The following is a 17,701-nucleotide window of genomic DNA, read 5'->3' on the forward strand; positions in this document are numbered from 1 at the left end:
AAATCCGTGAGTTAACTACCCCTTTCTATTATAAGTTAGTGATATATATATATAATCCATTACACGCACCATCTTAAATACACCATTACAGGATAAGTTAGTGATACTCATCTAATTAAATTAAGGTTTTTTTAATAAAAAACCATAAAATAAACCCAATCATTACTAATAAAGTTTTTTATACTCACAAAACGGGTTCTTATTAGTGAAAAAAAATGAAGAAAGAGGAAATGCAATCAGAAAATTAATCCAAAGATATTAAATCGAGATTTACCCGACAAATAATTAATCAGAAACATCCCAAAAAAAACAAATGAATATTTTCATAATATTTCATAATTCACTAATTGTTACATATTAGACAAAACAAAAAACAAAAATAAATCAATAATTATCAAACAGATAAACAAATTAAACCATAAAATAAATATAAATAACACCTAGAAATCATTCATATAAAAAAACATTTATTTAAATTAAAGTGGAAATAGAAACAATTAAGAAAAAATCAAACCAAAAATAATCATTAGATAATTTTTTATATTTCAAATCATTTCAGATAGTAATAAAAGGTAACCAGAGATAACTTTATAAATATACACCCCCATATTAAGGCCAAAATCGGAACCAAATACCTTCAATTAAAACTAATCAATCCATCTTTAATGTGATTAATTAAATTGAAATACGTTAAATAGCGAAATAGATAAATCCCAAAGTGGAGTAAAGCGAAAGACCAAATGACTTTCAATAAACACATCACCGCCAAAATAATAATACCTAGAATATATAAACTAATGTTTAATTGAAGCGTCATCGAAAATCATCATAGTTCATCATTATATTTAACATTATCTATACTCAAGGTGATGGTGATAAAAAGTAAATCAGCCTTTAAAACAAAACCCCATCTTATATAAGATGGGGTAGCAAAATAACCATGTTTGTTGTTTATACAAGAACCAGTTGTATTAAAAAAATATACTGGTCAATATTCCTATATACCCAAAACTTAATGGCGATTTCTCACCAATTGATACCGACGAGTCAGGTATTCGATAGGTGCACTCCAAATGTGCACTAAACGGCAGAATGGGAAGAGTAAAAATATCGTCATACCCAACACAATATGCAGTTTAAAAACAATCCCAACCCCTTCAAGGTAATTGGATGCCCCCCAATGGAATGTCACAATAGACTGTGCCCACCCCACTAATTTTAACATTTCGCTACCATCCATATGTTGTGCTGAGAAAGGAATGGTAAGTAACCCTAAGCAAACTTGCACCACCAACAAAGTTAAGATCATGATGTCACCGAAGGATGACGTTGCTCTCACGCGAGGATTTGTTAGGCGGCGCTTCAATAGCATCGCACCACCAATTAGCATCATCACACCAGCAGCGCCCCCACCAATCATCGCCATTAACTGCTTAATATGCATTGGCAGAAAAGATTCATACATCCAATGAGGCGTTAGCATGCCTAAAAAGTGCCCGACAAAAATCCCAATAATCCCCAAATGGAATAAGTTTGATGCCAAACGCATGTTCTTTTTATCCAACATTTGGCTGGAACCCGCTCGCCACGTGTATTGCCCGTAATCGTAACGTAACCAACTACCGACAATAAATACCGTCCCTGCGATATAGGGGTAAATATCGAAGAAAAATTGATTGATAAAATTCATTTTTGAACTCCTACATGGCTGCCCACACTGAGATCCAAATACTGTGGTACCACCGCATTGGCGAAGCGATGTTGATGTGCCGCCACTTCGCTACCACATGTTTTTTCATCGGCAAAAAATTTCACTTGCTCCTCTTCCCAAACCGCATCTAGCGCCTCTGGGGTATCATCCCGTACTTCGGTTGCCACTTGTTTGCTTAATTGCTCCGTCGCAATATCGCTATGAGAAAGCTCAAGTAAAAAATTAAATAAAACAGAAAAACGGCTTTCTCGCTGTTTCAGTCTTTCCCCTAACAACGCTAAAATTGGCGCAATATCCTGTAACCCCTCGAGAGTTTCATTGCTCGGCAATACCGTTAAATATTCCAAATAAATGGGCAAATGGTCGGGTAATTCACGGCAATCAATTTGCAAACCGTGTTGCTGATATTGCGCCATTAAATCCACCATCGCCTGCCCTCGGTCTCGGGACTCACCGTGTACATGCTCAAATAGCAATAAAGATGTTGCGCGACCTCTATCAAACAACTCACAATATTGCGCCTGCATATCAAGTAAGTCTTCGTTGAGATACTCGCGCACAAACACCATCAATTGAACAGCCCGTGTGACTGGCAGCTCATCAGCCTGTTCTAGCGCTTCAATGAGCTCATCGCGATGTAACCAAAGCGCTTCCGAAGGGTATTCCAATAACCGAGAAATCACTTTTAGTGTCATCATAGTGCTTTCTCCTGATTACTTTTTGGTGTGATATCAATGGCATCAATGCGCCTGCTATTAAATAAATTCGCTTTGCTATCGCTGCCATGGCAACCATCACCAAAACTAAAGCCACAAGCTTTCGCTTCAGGGAATGCTTCACGCGCCAATTCTCGATGACTCGATGGAATGACAAAACGGTCTTCATAGTTAGCAATGGCTAAATAGCGGTACATTTCTTGTGCCTGAGCTTGTGTTAAGCCGACTTGCTCTAATGCACTGGTATCACATTGGTTTTCCACAGTTTCTGCTCGTTTGAAATGGCGCATCGCTAACATACGTTTTAACGCCAATAACACTGGTTCGGTATCCCCTGCGGTTAACAAATTCGCAAGGTATTGCACTGGAATACGTAAACTTTCCACATCTGGCAATACACCGTTATTAGCTAAGAGCCCTGAATCCGCTACTGACTGAATTGGTGACAAAGGGGGTACATACCACACCATGGGTAACGTGCGGTATTCAGGGTGCAGTGGCAGGGCTAAGCGCCATTCCATCGCCATTTTGTACACTGGAGATTTCTGTGCCGCATCGATCACACTCAATGGGATCCCTTGTTTTTGCGCTTCTTCAATCACTTTTGGATCATGAGGATCAAGAAAAACATCAAGTTGGCTCTGGTAAAGGTCGGTTTCCTTTTCGACACTGGCCGCCGACTCAATTTTGTCCGCGTCATACAGCAATACCCCTAAATAGCGGATACGACCAACACAGGTTTCAGAACAAACCGTTGGCATGCCTGACTCAATACGTGGGTAACAGAAAATGCATTTTTCTGATTTACCACTTTTCCAATTGAAATAGATTTTTTTATACGGGCAACCAGTTAAGCACATACGCCAGCCACGGCATTTGTCTTGGTCAATCAAAACAATACCGTCTTCTGAGCGCTTATAAATTGCCCCACTTGGGCAGGTCGCGACGCAAGCTGGGTTTAAACAATGTTCACACAGGCGTGGCAAATACATCATGAACGTATTTTCAAACTGCCCATACATCTCTTTTTGAATATGTTCAAAGTTTTTATCTTGGGCTCGTTTGGCGAATTCACCGCCTAAATCATCTTCCCAGTTTGGTCCCATTTTCACGTTACTCATTCGCTCACCAGTAATTAATGAACGAGGGCGTGCTGTCGGTACGTGCTTACCTTCTTTAGCATTTTTTAAATGGCCGTAGTCATAATTAAACGGCTCATAATAATCATCCAAAGCAGGTACATCTGGATTAGCGAAGATTTTTGATAAAACGCCCACTTTGTTCCCCATACGTGGAACCAATTTACCCTTAATGGTGCGGATCCAGCCCCCTTTCCATTTCTCTTGGTCTTCCCAATTATGGGGGTAACCAATACCCGGTTTGGTTTCGACGTTATTAAACCATGCGTATTCCACCCCTTCGCGGCTAGTCCACACATTTTTACAGGTCACTGAGCAAGTGTGACAACCAATACATTTATCAAGGTTTAGCACCATGCCGACTTGAGAACGAATTTTCATTATGCTTTCTCCTTTCCGCTCAAGGTCTGCTGGTAGGCATCACCTTCACCATCCAGCCAGTCAACCTGTTTCATTTTGCGAACAACCACAAATTCATCACGATTAGAACCTACTGTTCCGTAATAATTGAAACTATAGGCAAGGTGCGCATAACCACCGATCATATGCGTAGGTTTCGGGCAAACACGCGTGACCGAATTATGAATTCCGCCACGTTGAGCCGTAATTTCAGAGCCGGGTAAGTTGATCAGCCGTTCTTGGGCATGGTACATCATGATCATGCCATCAGGAATACGTTGGCTAACGATCGCTTTAGCGGTTAATGCACCATTACTGTTAAAAGCTTCAACCCAATCGTTATCTTCAACACCCAGTTCGCGGGCATCTTCTTCGCTAAGCCAAACCACTGGGCCACCGCGGCCTAACGTCAACATTAATAAGTTGTCACTGTAAGTGGAGTGGATCCCCCACTTTTGGTGCGGCGTTAAAAAGTTCAGTGCTTTTTCTGGGAACCCATTGGATTTTTTCCCCATAAGTGGCTGAGCCGCTCGAGTGTCAATCGGTGGGCGATATACCACAAGGCTTTCCCCAAAGGCGCGCATCCATTCATGGTCTTGATATAACTGCTGGCGACCACTGAGCGTCCGCCATGGGATCATTTCATGCACGTTGGTGTAACAGGCGTTGTAGGAAACATGTTCATCTTCCAGCCCTGACCATGTCGGGCTCGATATAATTTTACGCGGCTGCGCAACAATATCGCGAAAACGGATTTTTTCATCTTCTTTATAACGAGCAAGATGAGTATGGTCGCGGCCCGTTACTTTGCTTAACGCATCCCATGCTTTTACTGCCACTTGCCCATTGGTTTCAGGCGCGAGTGTTAAAATGACTTCCGCTGCATCAATCGCTGTTTCAATTTTTGGCCGCCCAGCATTGGCTCCCTCTGGCTGGGTTTTATTGAGTTTTTTCAAGAAATCAATTTCATCTTGCGTATTCCAATTGATCCCTTTTCCCCCATTACCCAATTTATCCATCAGTGGGCCAAGAGAGGTAAAACGTGCATAAGTATTTGGATAGTCACGCTCAACACTGATAATGTGCGGTGCAGTTTTTCCGGGGATTAGATCGCACTGGCCTTTTTTCCAATCTCTCACATCAAAAGGCTGTGCCATCTCGGCTGCACTATCATGTTGGATCGGCAACGTCACCACATCCGTTTCTTTACCTAAGTGCCCAACGCTGACCTCAGAAAATGCTTTGGCAATCCCCTTATAAATTTCCCAATCGCTTTTGGATCCCCAAGCAGGGTCGACCGCAGCTGATAATGGATGAATAAATGGATGCATATCCGAGGTATTCATATCGTCTTTTTCATACCAAGTAGCGGTCGGTAAAATAACGTCTGAGAATAAGCAGGTGCTCGACATTCTGAAGTCGAGAGTCACCACTAAGTCAACTTTCCCTTCTGCCGCTTTGTCTTGCCATTCCACTTCTTCAGGTTTGACGCCGCCTTGTTGACCTAAGTCTTTGCCTTGAATACCATTTTCAGTTCCTAATAAGTATTTCAGTAAGTATTCATGGCCTTTCCCTGCGGAACCCAATAAATTTGAACGCCAAATAAACAGATTTCGTGGGAAATTTTGAGGGTCATCAGGTTGCTCTGAAGCAAAGCGAATATTGCCTTCTTTCAACTGTTTAACCGTATAATCAGTGGGTGACATCCCTTCACTTTGTGCCTTCTTCGCAATATTTAATGGGTTGACATTTAATTGTGGTGCTGACGGCAGCCACCCCATGCGTTCGGCACGTACATTCATATCAACCAAACTACCGCTAAAGGCGTGTTTATCGGCTAGAGGCGATAGCAACTCTTCTGTTGAGACAGTTTCGTAACGCCATTGGCTTGAATGGTTATAAAAGAAAGAGGTGCTATTCATATGACGAGGTGGACGCTGCCAGTCCAAACCGAATGCTAATGGCAACCACCCCGTTTGTGGACGTAATTTTTCTTGCCCAACATAATGAGACCAGCCACCGCCGCTTTGCCCAACGCAACCACAGAAAATCAACATATTGATAATCGCACGGTAGGTCATATCCATGTGATACCAGTGGTTAATCCCTGCGCCAACAATCACCATAGAACGGCCATGGGTTTTCTCTGCGGTATCGGCAAACTCACGCGCTATGCGAATAATATTTTGGCGGCTAACCCCAGTGACTTTTTCCGCCCACGCAGGTGAATACGCTTTCATATCATCGTAATCCACTGCACAGTTTTCATCGCCAAAACCACGTTCAATGCCGTAGTTCGCTAGCATTAAATCATAAACACTAGTAACCAATGATTCACTACCATCAGCTAACTGAATACGTTTAGCGGGCAGTTTATGTAATAAAACATCTTTAAGTTCAACATGCTGGAAGTGCTCACTTTCTAATCCACCAAAGTAAGGAAAACCAACATCGACAAATTCATCATGACTATCTGCCAAGCTGAGTTTCATTTTTATGTCATGAGCATCTTGCCCAGCGCGCGGCTCTAAATTCCATTTTTGACCGCCATCCCAACGGAACCCCATTGAACCTTGTGGAGCACATAATTCGCCTGTCTCTTCATCAATCACGATGGTTTTCCATTCGGCATTTTTCTCTTCGCCTAATGAATTGTGTAAATCGGATGCGCGTAGCATACGGCCAGCAACATAAGAGCCATCTTCACGCTTATCTAGCATGACAAGCATCGGCATATCAGTGTAAGTCCGCACATATTCACGGAAATATTCCGCTTCACGTTTTACATGGAATTCATTGAGGATCACATGTCCCATCGCCATTGCCATGGCGCTATCTGTTCCTTGTTTCGGGTTCAACCAATGGTCACATAATTTGGCAATTTCCGCGTAATCCGGCGTCACCGCGACTGTTTTAGTCCCTTTATAGCGGACTTCTGCAAAGAAGTGAGCATCTGGCGTACGGGTTTGCGGAACGTTAGAACCCCAAGCAATAATATAAGATGAATTGTACCAATCCGCTGATTCCGGTACGTCAGTTTGTTCGCCCCACGTCATGGGTGACGCAGGTGGCAAGTCACAATACCAGTCATAAAAACTTAAGCATGAGCCACCAATTAACGATAAATAGCGAGCGCCCGAGGCATAGGAAACCATTGACATCGCGGGAATTGGAGAAAAACCAACAATACGGTCAGGACCAAATTCTTTAATTGTCGCAACGTTTGCCGCTGCAATCAGTTCATTCACTTCTTGCCAACTTGAACGAACAAAACCACCACGACCACGAGCTTGTTTATAGCTTTTTGCCTTTTGCGGGTCATTGATAATAGAAAGCCACGCTGCAACAGGGTCTTGTTGCTCCGCTTTTGCTTCACGCCACAATTTAAGTAAGCGCTTACGCATCATTGGGTATTTAACACGGTTTGCGCTGTATAAATACCAAGAGTAGCTCGCCCCTCGAGGGCATCCTCTCGGCTCATGGTCAGGTAAATCAGGACGAGTTCGTGGGTAATCCGTCTGTTGCGTTTCCCAAGTGACTAACCCATTTTTGACATAAATTTTCCAGCTACAAGAGCCAGTACAATTAACACCATGGGTGGAACGCACGACTTTGTCATGCTGCCAGCGGCTACGATAACCATCTTCCCAATCACGGTTTACATTTAACTCTTGCCCGTGATCACCTGAAAAGGTTTCGCCCAACTGCTTAAAATACCGAAATCTGTCTAAAAACTTGCTCATCGGATTGCCTCCAAAGAGACGGCGACCGGCGCCGTACATTGCTAAAATTGATTTTTATGACTTGTTATTATTTGTGTTTACGGCCGTATACCAGCCATGTGATAAACACACAGGAAATATAAAATATAAAAAATACTTTCATTGCATCTGCCGGTGAACCCGTCAGTGTTAATGATGTACCGAACGCTTTTGGAATAAAGAAGCCACCTATTGCCCCAATAGCAGAGATAAACCCTAGAGCCGCTGCACTTTCTGTTACCGCCTCTTTTTGAGCCTCTTGCTCTGAAGCCCCTCTTAAAATGGCTTTATCCATGGTTAATTTACGAAAAACGACTGCGATCATTTGGAAGGTTGAGCCACTGCCTAACCCTGCCGTTAAAAACAGCACCATAAATACGCCATAAAACGCCCCAAAAGAGCCTCCTTGACCGTTTTCTGGTAACGTAAAAAACAGCAAGCCGGAGAAAACAGCCATGACCACAAAGTTCAGTAATGTGACTTTCACACCGCCAAAACGGTCAGACAGCATGCCGCCAACTGGGCGCGCTAACGCCCCGAGGAAAGGACCAAAAAAAGCAAATTTCAAAATAATGACGTCTGGGAACTGCGTTTTCGATAACATCGCAAAACCGGCAGAAAAACCGATAAATGAGCCGAATGTCGCCAGATATAACAGGCTTAATACCCATAGATGGCCCCGTTTCAAAACAGGTAATTGTGCTTTAAGAGATGCCTTATTTGCCGCTAAGTCATTCATGCCAAACCAAGCCATCACCGTAAAAAGCAGTAGAAATGGCACCCAAATCCAAGCGGCGTTTTCTAGCCACAACGTTGAACCATCAGGCTGAGCCGCTCCAGTCCCACCAACGAAAGTAAATACACCAACACCAACGATAAAAGGGGCCACTAATTGCATGACACTGACCCCTAAATTTCCTAGCCCACCATTCAGGCCAAGTGCACCGCCTTGGCGAGCTTTAGGGAAAAAGAAGCTGATATTGGCCATGCTGGATGCAAAGTTAGCGCCGGCAAAACCACAAAGTAGGGAAATAATGACAAAGACTTGATAAGGTGTGGCGGGGTTTTGAATCGCATAACCTAGCCAAATGCATGGGATCACCAAAAATAGCGTACTAATCGCAGTCCAACGGCGCCCACCAAAAATAGGAATAACGAATGAATAAGGGACTCTTAATAAAGCACCTGAAACGGAAGGTAATGCAGTTAATAAAAATAATTGGTCTGTCGTAAAATTAAAACCCACTTTATTTAAATTAACCGCAACTGCACTAAATAACATCCATACGCAAAATGCGAGCAATAAGCATGGAATAGAAATCCATAAATTACGATTGGCAATACGCTGCCCTGTTTTTTGCCAAAATTGAATATCTTCAGGCCGCCAATCCTGTATAACACCGTTATTTGGCTGTACAGCTACGCTATTAACATTATCTCGTTGAGACATAAATCACCCCGATAAATACAATTTCTGCTTGCAGTGTGTGGCGAATAGACCACCGTGAAGCTGATCTAAATCAAGAGAGATTTAAATGAAATATGCGTGATTTTTTTCGTTAACCACTAGAGGAGTATTAGGAGTACAAAACAATAACAAATTGAATTAAAACAAAAAAAACTCATTACTGCGTAATTTTATGTGTTGGAATTTAAAGCGAATAATTCAATGGGATATTAAGGAGTAATACCGAAGTGGCATATTCAATTTTATATAATAGAGAAACAATATCTACGTTATCAAAAAATAATGAATAAACGTAAAGAGTAGAAAGGAACACTTATGTCTATTGCTTATCACCGATTTTCAATCATTAACCAAGTTATTGGTCTAATGCTATTGATTGCCGTACTCGGTATTATTGGCATGACAATTTCAAATAGTATGATTATTAGTGTGCAAGGAAATGCACATGCAATTAATAAGTCAGGCTCATTGCGGATGCAAAGCTATCATTTACTTTCATTAGTGCCGCTCAACCAATATTCTGACGTATATGTTCGTGAGCTTGAAAAAAATTTATTAAGCAATGAACTGACACAAGTTGTCGAAATAGAAGATTTAAATCCGCAATTTGCAGAGCTTTATCAATATTGGGTTACAGAATTAAAACCAGTACTTAACCATGCAGTTTCTCCTAATGATGCACGTCTTGCTGTCGTTACCTTTGTTAATAAACTCGATGCATTAGTTCGTAATATTGATGAAAAAACAGAACAAAAAATAACCTATGTAGCCATCACCCAAATGGTATTTATTAGCCTCGTTTCATTGCTACTTATTTTTGCTATCTGCCATTTTAGAAAGAAAATTTATACACCTTGGCTTAAGTTACTTCATATGGTGAATGCAATTAGCCATCAAGATTTTAGTCGGCGCTTCCCTGTCGGCAAAAAACTAGATGAGCTAAATTCACTCGGTCAAACGTTAAATCAAATGTCGGATGAGCTCGCACAGAGTTACCATCAATTAGAATCCCGAGTTATCGAAAAAACGGCTGATCTACAAAATAAAAATAATGTATTACTCTATTTATACCAATCTAATCGCACCTTACATGCCATTGGGCCACTATCTGTCAGGCTAGAAAAAGTATTATCTGAACTGAAAAGCTTAATGCCATTACAACATATCAGATTGAGGCTATATGAAGAAAATAATGATGCCTGCTTTCAAGATATTCATTGTCCTGAAAACAAGGAACACTGCCTCAAATCCCCCAAAATAGCTGAGCACCTTAAAGTAATATCATGGGAGATTTCCGATAACTTACAGCGTTATGGCATGATTTTGGCTGAAATAGATATAAACCAGCCATTATCTGAAGAGCAAAATAATTTAGTGCTCATGCTAGTCAAACAAATTGCTGGAATGCTAGCAATGGAGCACCAATTAGAACAACAGCAGCAGTTACTGATTATGGATGAACGCTCGGCGATTGCGAGAGAATTGCATGATTCAATCGCACAATCATTATCTTGCCTCAAAATGCAAATTAGTTATCTGCAAATGCAACCTAAAACATTGCCAACTAAGCACCAAGCACTATTAAACGAAATGCGCAATGAAATAAATTCCGCCTATAGCCAATTACGTGAACTTTTAACAACCTTCAGACTAAAGTTAACTGAATCAGGCCTATTCCCTGCCTTAGAAAGCACAATCCAAGAATTCAGCCAACGTCTTGGTTTTCAAATTGAATTAGATTACCGAATTCCAGCCAAAAGCCTCTCTCCACATCAATCTATTCATATTATTCAGATAATCCGAGAAGCGTTAAGTAATATTCTCAAGCATGCTAATGCAAACTGGTCACAAATCTCATTAATCGAAAGTAACGGGCTAATCACCATGACGATAGAAGACAATGGGGAAGGGATCCAACCTCAGCCAACAAAAAATAACCATTATGGATTGATTATTATGAGAGAAAGAGCCCTAAGCCTAAATGGAAAATATCAAATTTCCCCAAGAGTTCAGGGTGGCACTACGGTTAATGTCGTATTTCCACTGACTGTGGCCTAATTAAATTGGAGTAACTCATTAATGAAAAATGACAATAAACTGACTGGGCAATCTACCATTTTACTGATTGATGACCACCCAATGCTACGTAACGGTGTTAAACAATTAATTAGTTTAGAACCCACATTGAAGGTCATTGGTGAAGCAGACGATGGAATAACGGGTATTAAAATTGCGGAAGAGCAAGACCCCGATTTAATCCTATTAGATCTCAATATGCCAGGTATGAATGGCTTTGAAGTACTTGATAATTTACGTAGCCGCGAACTTTCAGGCCGAATTATCTTATTTACCGTATCCAATTACGGTGAAGACTTAATTCATGCGTTAAAACGAGGTGCTGATGGCTATTTACTCAAAGATATGGAACCCGAAAAACTCATTGTTGCATTAAAAGAAGCAGCAAGTGGTAAAATGGTCGTTAGCCCAACGCTTGCCTCCATTTTAGCTGAATCCTTAAGAGATAACCGAGCCTCTACAGAACATAATTTATTGGCATTAACCCCAAGAGAAACCCATATCCTAGATTTAATCTCTCAGGGGCTATCAAATAAGATGATTGCGAATAAATTACAAATTACAGAGAGCACAGTCAAAGTCCACGTCAAACACTTACTAAAGAAACTCAATTTAAAATCGCGCGTTGAGGCCGCTATTTGGGTTTTACAACAAAAGTAATGACACAGCACCTCAACTTAATGCATCGAGCCATGGCTGTTGTTTTGGGTAACGTCGACGGTAGCCATGCATCGCAACAGATAACTGAATAAGATCCGTAAACCTTGTCGGGTCCAAATTGGTTTGCTTTTTAATTTGCTGTAACCGATAGCTTAATGTATTTCTGTGAATGCCTAATTGCTGTGCGGTACTGCCTATTTCGCCATTTTGCGATAAAAACAACTCCAGAGTCTCAATCAAAATATCCCCTGAATCATGCAACAATATTTTATGGCAAATATCCAAGAAAAAATTAAATAGATAGCTATTTTCCAACTCATTAAAGAGGCACAAAGATGCCATTTCTTTAAATAGAAAAACCTGTTTATCAGGAACCGTTAGCCGGCCAACTTCAATGACTGAACGTGCAAAATGAACAGCATCCCTCACATGTTCCTGCGTATCTGCCTGGACACCAACACCAATATAATATTGGCTAAGCTGGCTATCTAGAATGAAATGAAGACTCGGAATAAATGATTCATTTTGATAATGAGTTGACGGAAATAGCATCAAAATTTCGCGGCTATTAAGTAATAACACATCACTTTTTTCTATCGCTGATAATTCAGTAATGATTGTATCGAGTATTTCAGGACGGTATTGAACCGCTTCAATATTTATAATCACAGGGATCGTCGGTAACGTGAATATAAAACCGGAATTATGTAGTTTGAGTAATGCGCTGCGTCCCTGTGCTTGTGTTGTACTTTCTATATATTGGACAAATAACATGTCACGCAAACGATGCTGCCAGTTAATACTACGCCGCTCAATTTCTTGCTGAATTAGCAGCTCAGCCGTCAGTATGGCAAGTTCGGCATAACGCTGGATCACGACGGGATCGCCACTCACACCAATCACTAATTCCACTTTATCCGCCACAACAATCGGATGGTTTATCCCCGGAGCCACATTCGAATAAGCTCGCGCTTCATTTTCATTGTAAATCGTGATCCGTTTGCCGCAGCGGATCACTTCCACTGCGGCTTCATGGATTTCACCAATACGTTTTTTTTCTCCTGAAGCGATAATCACGCCCTGACTATTAATCACATTAACGTTGTGATGGATAATTCCCATAGCACGCGTGACAATATCATTGGCTAATTTATCAGTCAGTAGCATCTTACCGCCTCACTCTAGGGTTTTATTTGCTTATTCGGATTTGCGAGTATGGTACGCAGCAAATTTTCAGCGGTATCTGCTAAATAACGCTCACCATTGGTCATCGCTTGCTCAAGGGAAACCGGCCCGGGGCAAAGTGACCACATTGCAGTAATGCCATGTTGGTATAGGATACGGCTATCTTCACTATATCCCCCACAAAGAGCAATAACAGGTACATCATAATGACTGGCCATTCGAGCAACTCCCACAGGGGCCTTACCATTCGCACTTTGGCTATCAAGCCGCCCTTCTCCTACAATGACTAAATCCGCTTGTTGAATATAGGATTTTGCACCAAGGAGCCCCAAAACGAGATCAATACCCTTTTCGAGTTTTGCCGAAACAAACCAACGAAGCCCCGCACCTAATCCACCCGCAGCACCACTGCCCGCCTCAAGTGAAACATCTTTTCCCGTTATTGTTGACATTAATTTTGCATAATGCGCCATCCCGATTTCAAGCTGGTCGAGTGTGTCTTGGTCTGCTCCCTTTTGGGGGCCATAAACATAAGTCGCCCCATTTTTACCTAATAAAGGGTTTTCAACATCGCAAGAGACACTAAATTCAACCTCTGCGGCGCGTGAGTCAAATTTATCAAAATCAATCTTTGCAATGTTAATGAGGTCTTTACCGCAAATTGGCGCCTCAATAAGCTGCGAGTTTTTATCATAGAACTGAGCACCTAATGCTTGAGCAAATCCCGCACCACCATCATTAGTTGCACTTCCTCCTATCCCAATAATAATACGAGAGCAGCCCATATCTAATGCATGTTTGACCATTTCACCCAAACCATAAGTTGAAGCATTTTCAACGCGACGATGCTCACGTTGAACTAATTCCAGCCCACAGCATTGCGCCATTTCAATAAAGGCAGTTTTTTCCTCCAGCACTAATAACCCTGCATCAACCTTACTACCATAAGGCCCAGTACAGCTAAAAATGTAAGGTGTTACACCAGAAAGCGCGGGGCTATGTTCCAGTGACTCCAACAAACCTTCTCCACCATCAGATATGGGTAATAACGTCATATCTAACTCAGAGGATACACGCTTGAAACCCTCAGCAACGGCTTGACATGCTAACCTTGCAGAACAACTTCCTTTAAAGGAATCAAGTGCGATAACAATTTTCATGCAGACTTTCCTATTGTAAATGGCGATGTTGAATTACTTGCTTTCCACTGAAGCCGATACTTGTAATGATTCGGGTTCGCTCATACCGTTAGTATTCACTCGTGAAGCAATAATCGTTCCAATAACTAACAAACCGACACCAAACCATAATCCAGAAGTGGCTGTTCCTGTATAATCTTCAAAAAATCCTAGAATAAACGGGCCTAGGAAGCCACCAAATAAACCTAAACAGTTCAATAATGCCAAACTTCCTGCCAACATACTGCCACTCATATACGTCGGTGGAAGAGAGAAAATAATCGATTGAACCACAAAAAACATAAATGCCGTTAAACAAAAGCCAATTAAGCCAACTACTGGACCGCCCACGGCACCAATCACTAACCCAACCGCCATCACGGCATAACCTGAAATTAAAATACGCGATGAACGCTGTGGTGTATTGGCTTTTCTCGCTACGAAAATGCCACCAATTGCGGCTGAGATCCAAGGGATCGCTGTTAATAGCCCGATCTGAATAGGTGTCAATTTGCCATACTCACCGATAATAGTAGGCAAAAAGTAACTTAAACCATAGACCGAGAACTGGTGGGTGAAATAGATAGCAACAATCATCATGAAGGCTTTATTTTTAAATGCTGCCTTAAGTGAGAATTTACTATTACTCACACTAATACTATTTTTGTCTTGGTCGTGTTTATATTTAATATAATTCCGATCATCTTCATCTAACCATTTCGCATCTTCAGGTTTATTTGGTAACACAAACCACACAACAAATGCTAGGATAACTGCTGGCAAGCCTTCAATGACAAACATCCATTGCCAACCATGGAAGCCCCATAAGCCATCCATACTCAGTAATAGGCCGCTCAGCGGTGCCCCAATAATATTCGCGAGACAGACCCCTAGTAAAAATAACCCTGTTGCTTTAGCCCGCTCTTCTTGGCTAAACCAATATGTCATATACAAAATGACCCCAGGATATAGGCCCGCTTCAGCCGCTCCCAGTAATAACCGCAAGATATAAAAAGAAATCGGCCCTGTCACAAATGCCATTGCTGCAGATAATAGCCCCCACGTGATCATGATCCGCGTGATCCAAAAACGCGCCCCCACTTTTTCCATTATTAAATTACTTGGGATCTCAAGAATCGAGTAGGTTAGGAAAAAAAGCCCTGCACCAATACCAAATGCAGTTGCAGATAATCCTAAATCAATCGACATCGCATTTTTTGCCATGCCAATATTGGTTCGGTCAATAAAGCTAATAATGTACGCTAAAATCAACAACGGCATCAGGTTACGGTATATCTTTGCGTTGGTTTTTTTCCCCTGAGCCACATAATCTAACTTTGCATTTGTAGAAAACATAGATAAGATCCTCATGTTGTAGTGAAACAGGTACGGCTCTTGGCAATAAGTGACATACCTGTTGTTTTACTTCAGCAACAGCCCGACGCCCCACGTCGGGCTTTCTGCTTGCAGCTTTTCTTATTCTCTTTCGAACAACATTGATATCCCTTGACCACCACCGATACACATCGTGACTAACCCGGTAGCAACCTGACGACGCTCCATTTCATACATTAACTTCACTGGCAAAATAGCCCCACTGGCACCTACTGGATGACCCAGAGCAATCGCACCGCCATTCACATTCACCTTCGTGCTATCAAGAGACAAATCATTCATAACTGCGATAGCTTGTGCTGCAAATGCTTCATTTAGCTCAATTAAGTCAATGTCTTTTACATCCATTTTGAGCTTTTCCATTAATCGACGGGTTGCTGGCGCGGGTCCAAAGCCCATAATCGCAGCTTCACATCCCGCGACAGCCCAATCAACGACCTTCATTCTTGGCTTCAGGCCACGTTTTTCCGCTTCTTCACGGCGCATCATCACTAATGCCGCAGCACCATCATTGATCCCTGAAGAGTTCGCGGCAGTGATCACACCATCCGCCTTAAATGCAGGGCGTAACTTGGCTAATTTTTCACGTGGTGTGTCCCGCGGATGTTCATCAGTATCAAAAATACGTGTTCCTTTACGGCCTTCCGGTATTTCTACTGGCAATATCTGGTCAGCAAAATAACCCGCTTGAATCGCTTTTAACGCTTTTTGCTGGCTGTCCCATGCAAAATCATCCATTTCTTCACGGGTAATATTGAACTGTTCCGCAACATTTTCTGCCGTCATTCCATTGTGATAAGGCCCTTCTGGCCAAGTTAGAATGGACGTTAACCCATCTTCGAGCACATCATTCCCCATACGGTAGCCATAACGCGCTTTGCGTAAGTAGTACGGCAGCATCGTCATATTTTCTGTACCACAGGCCACCACAACATCGGATTGACCAGTCTGTAGTAGCATCATGCCATCAGCTAAAGCTTGTAATCCTGAGCCGCATTGACGGTTCACCGAATATGCCGTCGTTTCTTTTGGAAGCCCTGCCCGCAGTTGGCAAATACGTGCAATAAACCCACTTTCGGCGATTTGCCCAACATTACCCACGATGACTTCATCAACATCTTCGGGGGCAATTCCTGCTCTTTTCACAGCTTCACGGATCACAACAGCCCCGAGGTCATGTTGATGTGTATTTGCAAAACTTCCTCCCATCGTACCAATGGCTGTTCTCACACCACTCACAATGACAATATCATTCGCTTGTTTCATTATTTCCCCCTATAGCACCATTCCGCCGCCAACATTGATCACTTCACCATTGATATAACGCGCTTTATCAGAGGCTAAAAAGGCAACACATTGGCCTACATCGCGCGGATCGCCAGCAAACCCCGCTGGGATCTTACTGATCATGATGTCCCACACTTTTTCAGGTACACCGCGGGTCATATCGGTATCAATAAACCCTGGGCAAATCGCATTTACGGTGACACCTTTACGGGCTAACTCACGGCAAGCCGTTTTTGTCAGACCAATAACCCCGGCTTTAGACGCGGCATAGTTGGCTTGCCCAACATTCCCAAGCCAACTGGCCGAGGAGATATTGACAATTCGGCCATGTCCTTGCTCACGCATTAATTTTGCGGCTTCTTGCATGCAGTTAAATGTCCCTTTTAAATTGATATCAATGACTTTATCCCAATCATCTTCCGTTAATTTATGCAGCATGCCATCGCGGTTGATCCCTGCATTGTTCACCAGTACATCAATCGCCCCAAAATGTGCTAACGCTTTAGAAAATAAGCTATTAACCTCTTCACGCTTGGCAATATCGCAAGGAATAAAAATGGCTTGATGGCCTTGCTCTTGTAGCTGTTTTGCACTTTCTTCACCCGATGACATGGCTAAGTCAGAAATAACGACTTTTGCCCCTTCTTCCGCAAGCACCTGAGCAATAGCAAAACCAATACCTCTTGCAGAGCCTGTCACAATGGCGACTTTATCTTGTACTAACAT

12 protein-coding genes are annotated in these 17,701 nt (G+C 42.1%); 2 read left to right on the top strand and 10 right to left on the bottom strand.

Features of this window, described 5'->3' with window-relative positions:
* Positions 1-1,012: 1,012 nt before the first annotated feature.
* The 5 genes from narI to M0M83_RS18220 form a co-directional block, all read right to left on the bottom strand.
* Positions 1,013-1,690, bottom strand: a complete 678-nt coding sequence (gene narI, locus M0M83_RS18200) for a respiratory nitrate reductase subunit gamma (RefSeq protein WP_004907792.1) — start codon at positions 1,688-1,690, stop codon at positions 1,013-1,015.
* A complete protein-coding gene (gene narJ / locus M0M83_RS18205) occupies positions 1,687-2,409 on the bottom strand; it encodes a nitrate reductase molybdenum cofactor assembly chaperone (protein ID WP_213913674.1) in 723 nt (240 codons plus the stop codon). Before narJ ends, narI begins: the two co-directional genes overlap by 4 nt.
* Complete coding sequence (gene narH, locus M0M83_RS18210; protein WP_125890602.1) at positions 2,406-3,947, bottom strand: nitrate reductase subunit beta; 1,542 nt, start codon at positions 3,945-3,947, stop codon at positions 2,406-2,408. Before narH ends, narJ begins: the two co-directional genes overlap by 4 nt.
* Positions 3,947-7,708 (bottom strand): nitrate reductase subunit alpha, encoded by a 3,762-nt coding sequence (locus M0M83_RS18215; protein ID WP_248467129.1) that lies wholly within the window; start codon positions 7,706-7,708, stop codon positions 3,947-3,949. Before M0M83_RS18215 ends, narH begins: the two co-directional genes overlap by 1 nt.
* Before the next feature lie 67 nt (positions 7,709-7,775).
* Positions 7,776-9,176, bottom strand: coding sequence for a NarK family nitrate/nitrite MFS transporter (locus M0M83_RS18220; RefSeq protein WP_213913679.1), 1,401 nt, complete (start codon positions 9,174-9,176; stop codon positions 7,776-7,778).
* A gap of 333 nt (positions 9,177-9,509) precedes the next feature.
* Between M0M83_RS18220 and narX the strand changes: the two genes are divergently transcribed.
* Positions 9,510-11,252, top strand: a complete 1,743-nt coding sequence (gene narX, locus M0M83_RS18225) for a nitrate/nitrite two-component system sensor histidine kinase NarX (RefSeq protein ID WP_213913681.1) — start codon at positions 9,510-9,512, stop codon at positions 11,250-11,252.
* Positions 11,253-11,273: 21 nt separating this feature from the next.
* Positions 11,274-11,930: a two-component system response regulator NarL gene (narL, locus tag M0M83_RS18230; RefSeq protein ID WP_248467131.1), complete on the top strand. Its 657-nt coding sequence runs from the start codon at positions 11,274-11,276 to the stop codon at positions 11,928-11,930.
* A gap of 12 nt (positions 11,931-11,942) precedes the next feature.
* Here narL and M0M83_RS18235 read toward each other — a convergent pair whose 3' ends face one another.
* From M0M83_RS18235 to fabG, 5 genes are all read right to left on the bottom strand, one after another.
* Positions 11,943-13,097: a CdaR family transcriptional regulator gene (locus M0M83_RS18235; RefSeq protein ID WP_125890607.1), complete on the bottom strand. Its 1,155-nt coding sequence runs from the start codon at positions 13,095-13,097 to the stop codon at positions 11,943-11,945.
* A gap of 14 nt (positions 13,098-13,111) precedes the next feature.
* Positions 13,112-14,275 carry a glycerate kinase gene (locus M0M83_RS18240; RefSeq protein ID WP_213913684.1) on the bottom strand — a complete coding sequence of 388 codons (1,164 nt, stop codon included), beginning with the start codon at positions 14,273-14,275 and terminating at the stop codon, positions 13,112-13,114.
* Between the two features lie 33 nt (positions 14,276-14,308).
* Entirely contained in the window at positions 14,309-15,649 is a 1,341-nt protein-coding gene (locus M0M83_RS18245) for an MFS transporter (protein ID WP_125890609.1), read from the bottom strand.
* A 120-nt stretch (positions 15,650-15,769) separates the two neighbouring features.
* Entirely contained in the window at positions 15,770-16,954 is a 1,185-nt protein-coding gene (locus tag M0M83_RS18250) for a thiolase family protein (RefSeq protein WP_125890610.1), read from the bottom strand.
* Between the two features lie 9 nt (positions 16,955-16,963).
* The gene (gene fabG / locus M0M83_RS18255) at positions 16,964-17,701 is read right to left on the bottom strand and encodes a 3-oxoacyl-ACP reductase FabG (protein WP_125890611.1); all 738 of its coding nucleotides are present in this window, start codon (positions 17,699-17,701) and stop codon (positions 16,964-16,966) included.

The organism is Providencia rettgeri, assembly GCF_023205015.1.
Taxonomy (GTDB): Bacteria; Pseudomonadota; Gammaproteobacteria; order Enterobacterales; family Enterobacteriaceae; genus Providencia; species Providencia rettgeri_E.

Bases quoted from the DNA above. Each gene is read 5' to 3' on its own strand.
- narJ (WP_213913674.1), bottom strand. From the start codon at position 2,409: ATGATGACACTAAAAGTGATTTCTCGGTTATTGGAATACCCTTCGGAA.
- narI (WP_004907792.1), bottom strand. From the start codon at position 1,690: ATGAATTTTATCAATCAATTTTTCTTCGATATTTACCCCTATATCGCA.
- M0M83_RS18245 (WP_125890609.1), bottom strand. From the start codon at position 15,649: ATGTTTTCTACAAATGCAAAGTTAGATTATGTGGCTCAGGGGAAAAAA.
- M0M83_RS18220 (WP_213913679.1), bottom strand. From the start codon at position 9,176: ATGTCTCAACGAGATAATGTTAATAGCGTAGCTGTACAGCCAAATAAC.
- M0M83_RS18240 (WP_213913684.1), bottom strand. From the start codon at position 14,275: ATGAAAATTGTTATCGCACTTGATTCCTTTAAAGGAAGTTGTTCTGCA.
- M0M83_RS18250 (WP_125890610.1), bottom strand. From the start codon at position 16,954: ATGAAACAAGCGAATGATATTGTCATTGTGAGTGGTGTGAGAACAGCC.
- narL (WP_248467131.1), top strand. From the start codon at position 11,274: ATGAAAAATGACAATAAACTGACTGGGCAATCTACCATTTTACTGATT.
- fabG (WP_125890611.1), bottom strand. From the start codon at position 17,701: ATGTTAGTACAAGATAAAGTCGCCATTGTGACAGGCTCTGCAAGAGGT.
- narX (WP_213913681.1), top strand. From the start codon at position 9,510: ATGTCTATTGCTTATCACCGATTTTCAATCATTAACCAAGTTATTGGT.
- M0M83_RS18235 (WP_125890607.1), bottom strand. From the start codon at position 13,097: ATGCTACTGACTGATAAATTAGCCAATGATATTGTCACGCGTGCTATG.
- M0M83_RS18215 (WP_248467129.1), bottom strand. From the start codon at position 7,708: ATGAGCAAGTTTTTAGACAGATTTCGGTATTTTAAGCAGTTGGGCGAA.
- narH (WP_125890602.1), bottom strand. From the start codon at position 3,947: ATGAAAATTCGTTCTCAAGTCGGCATGGTGCTAAACCTTGATAAATGT.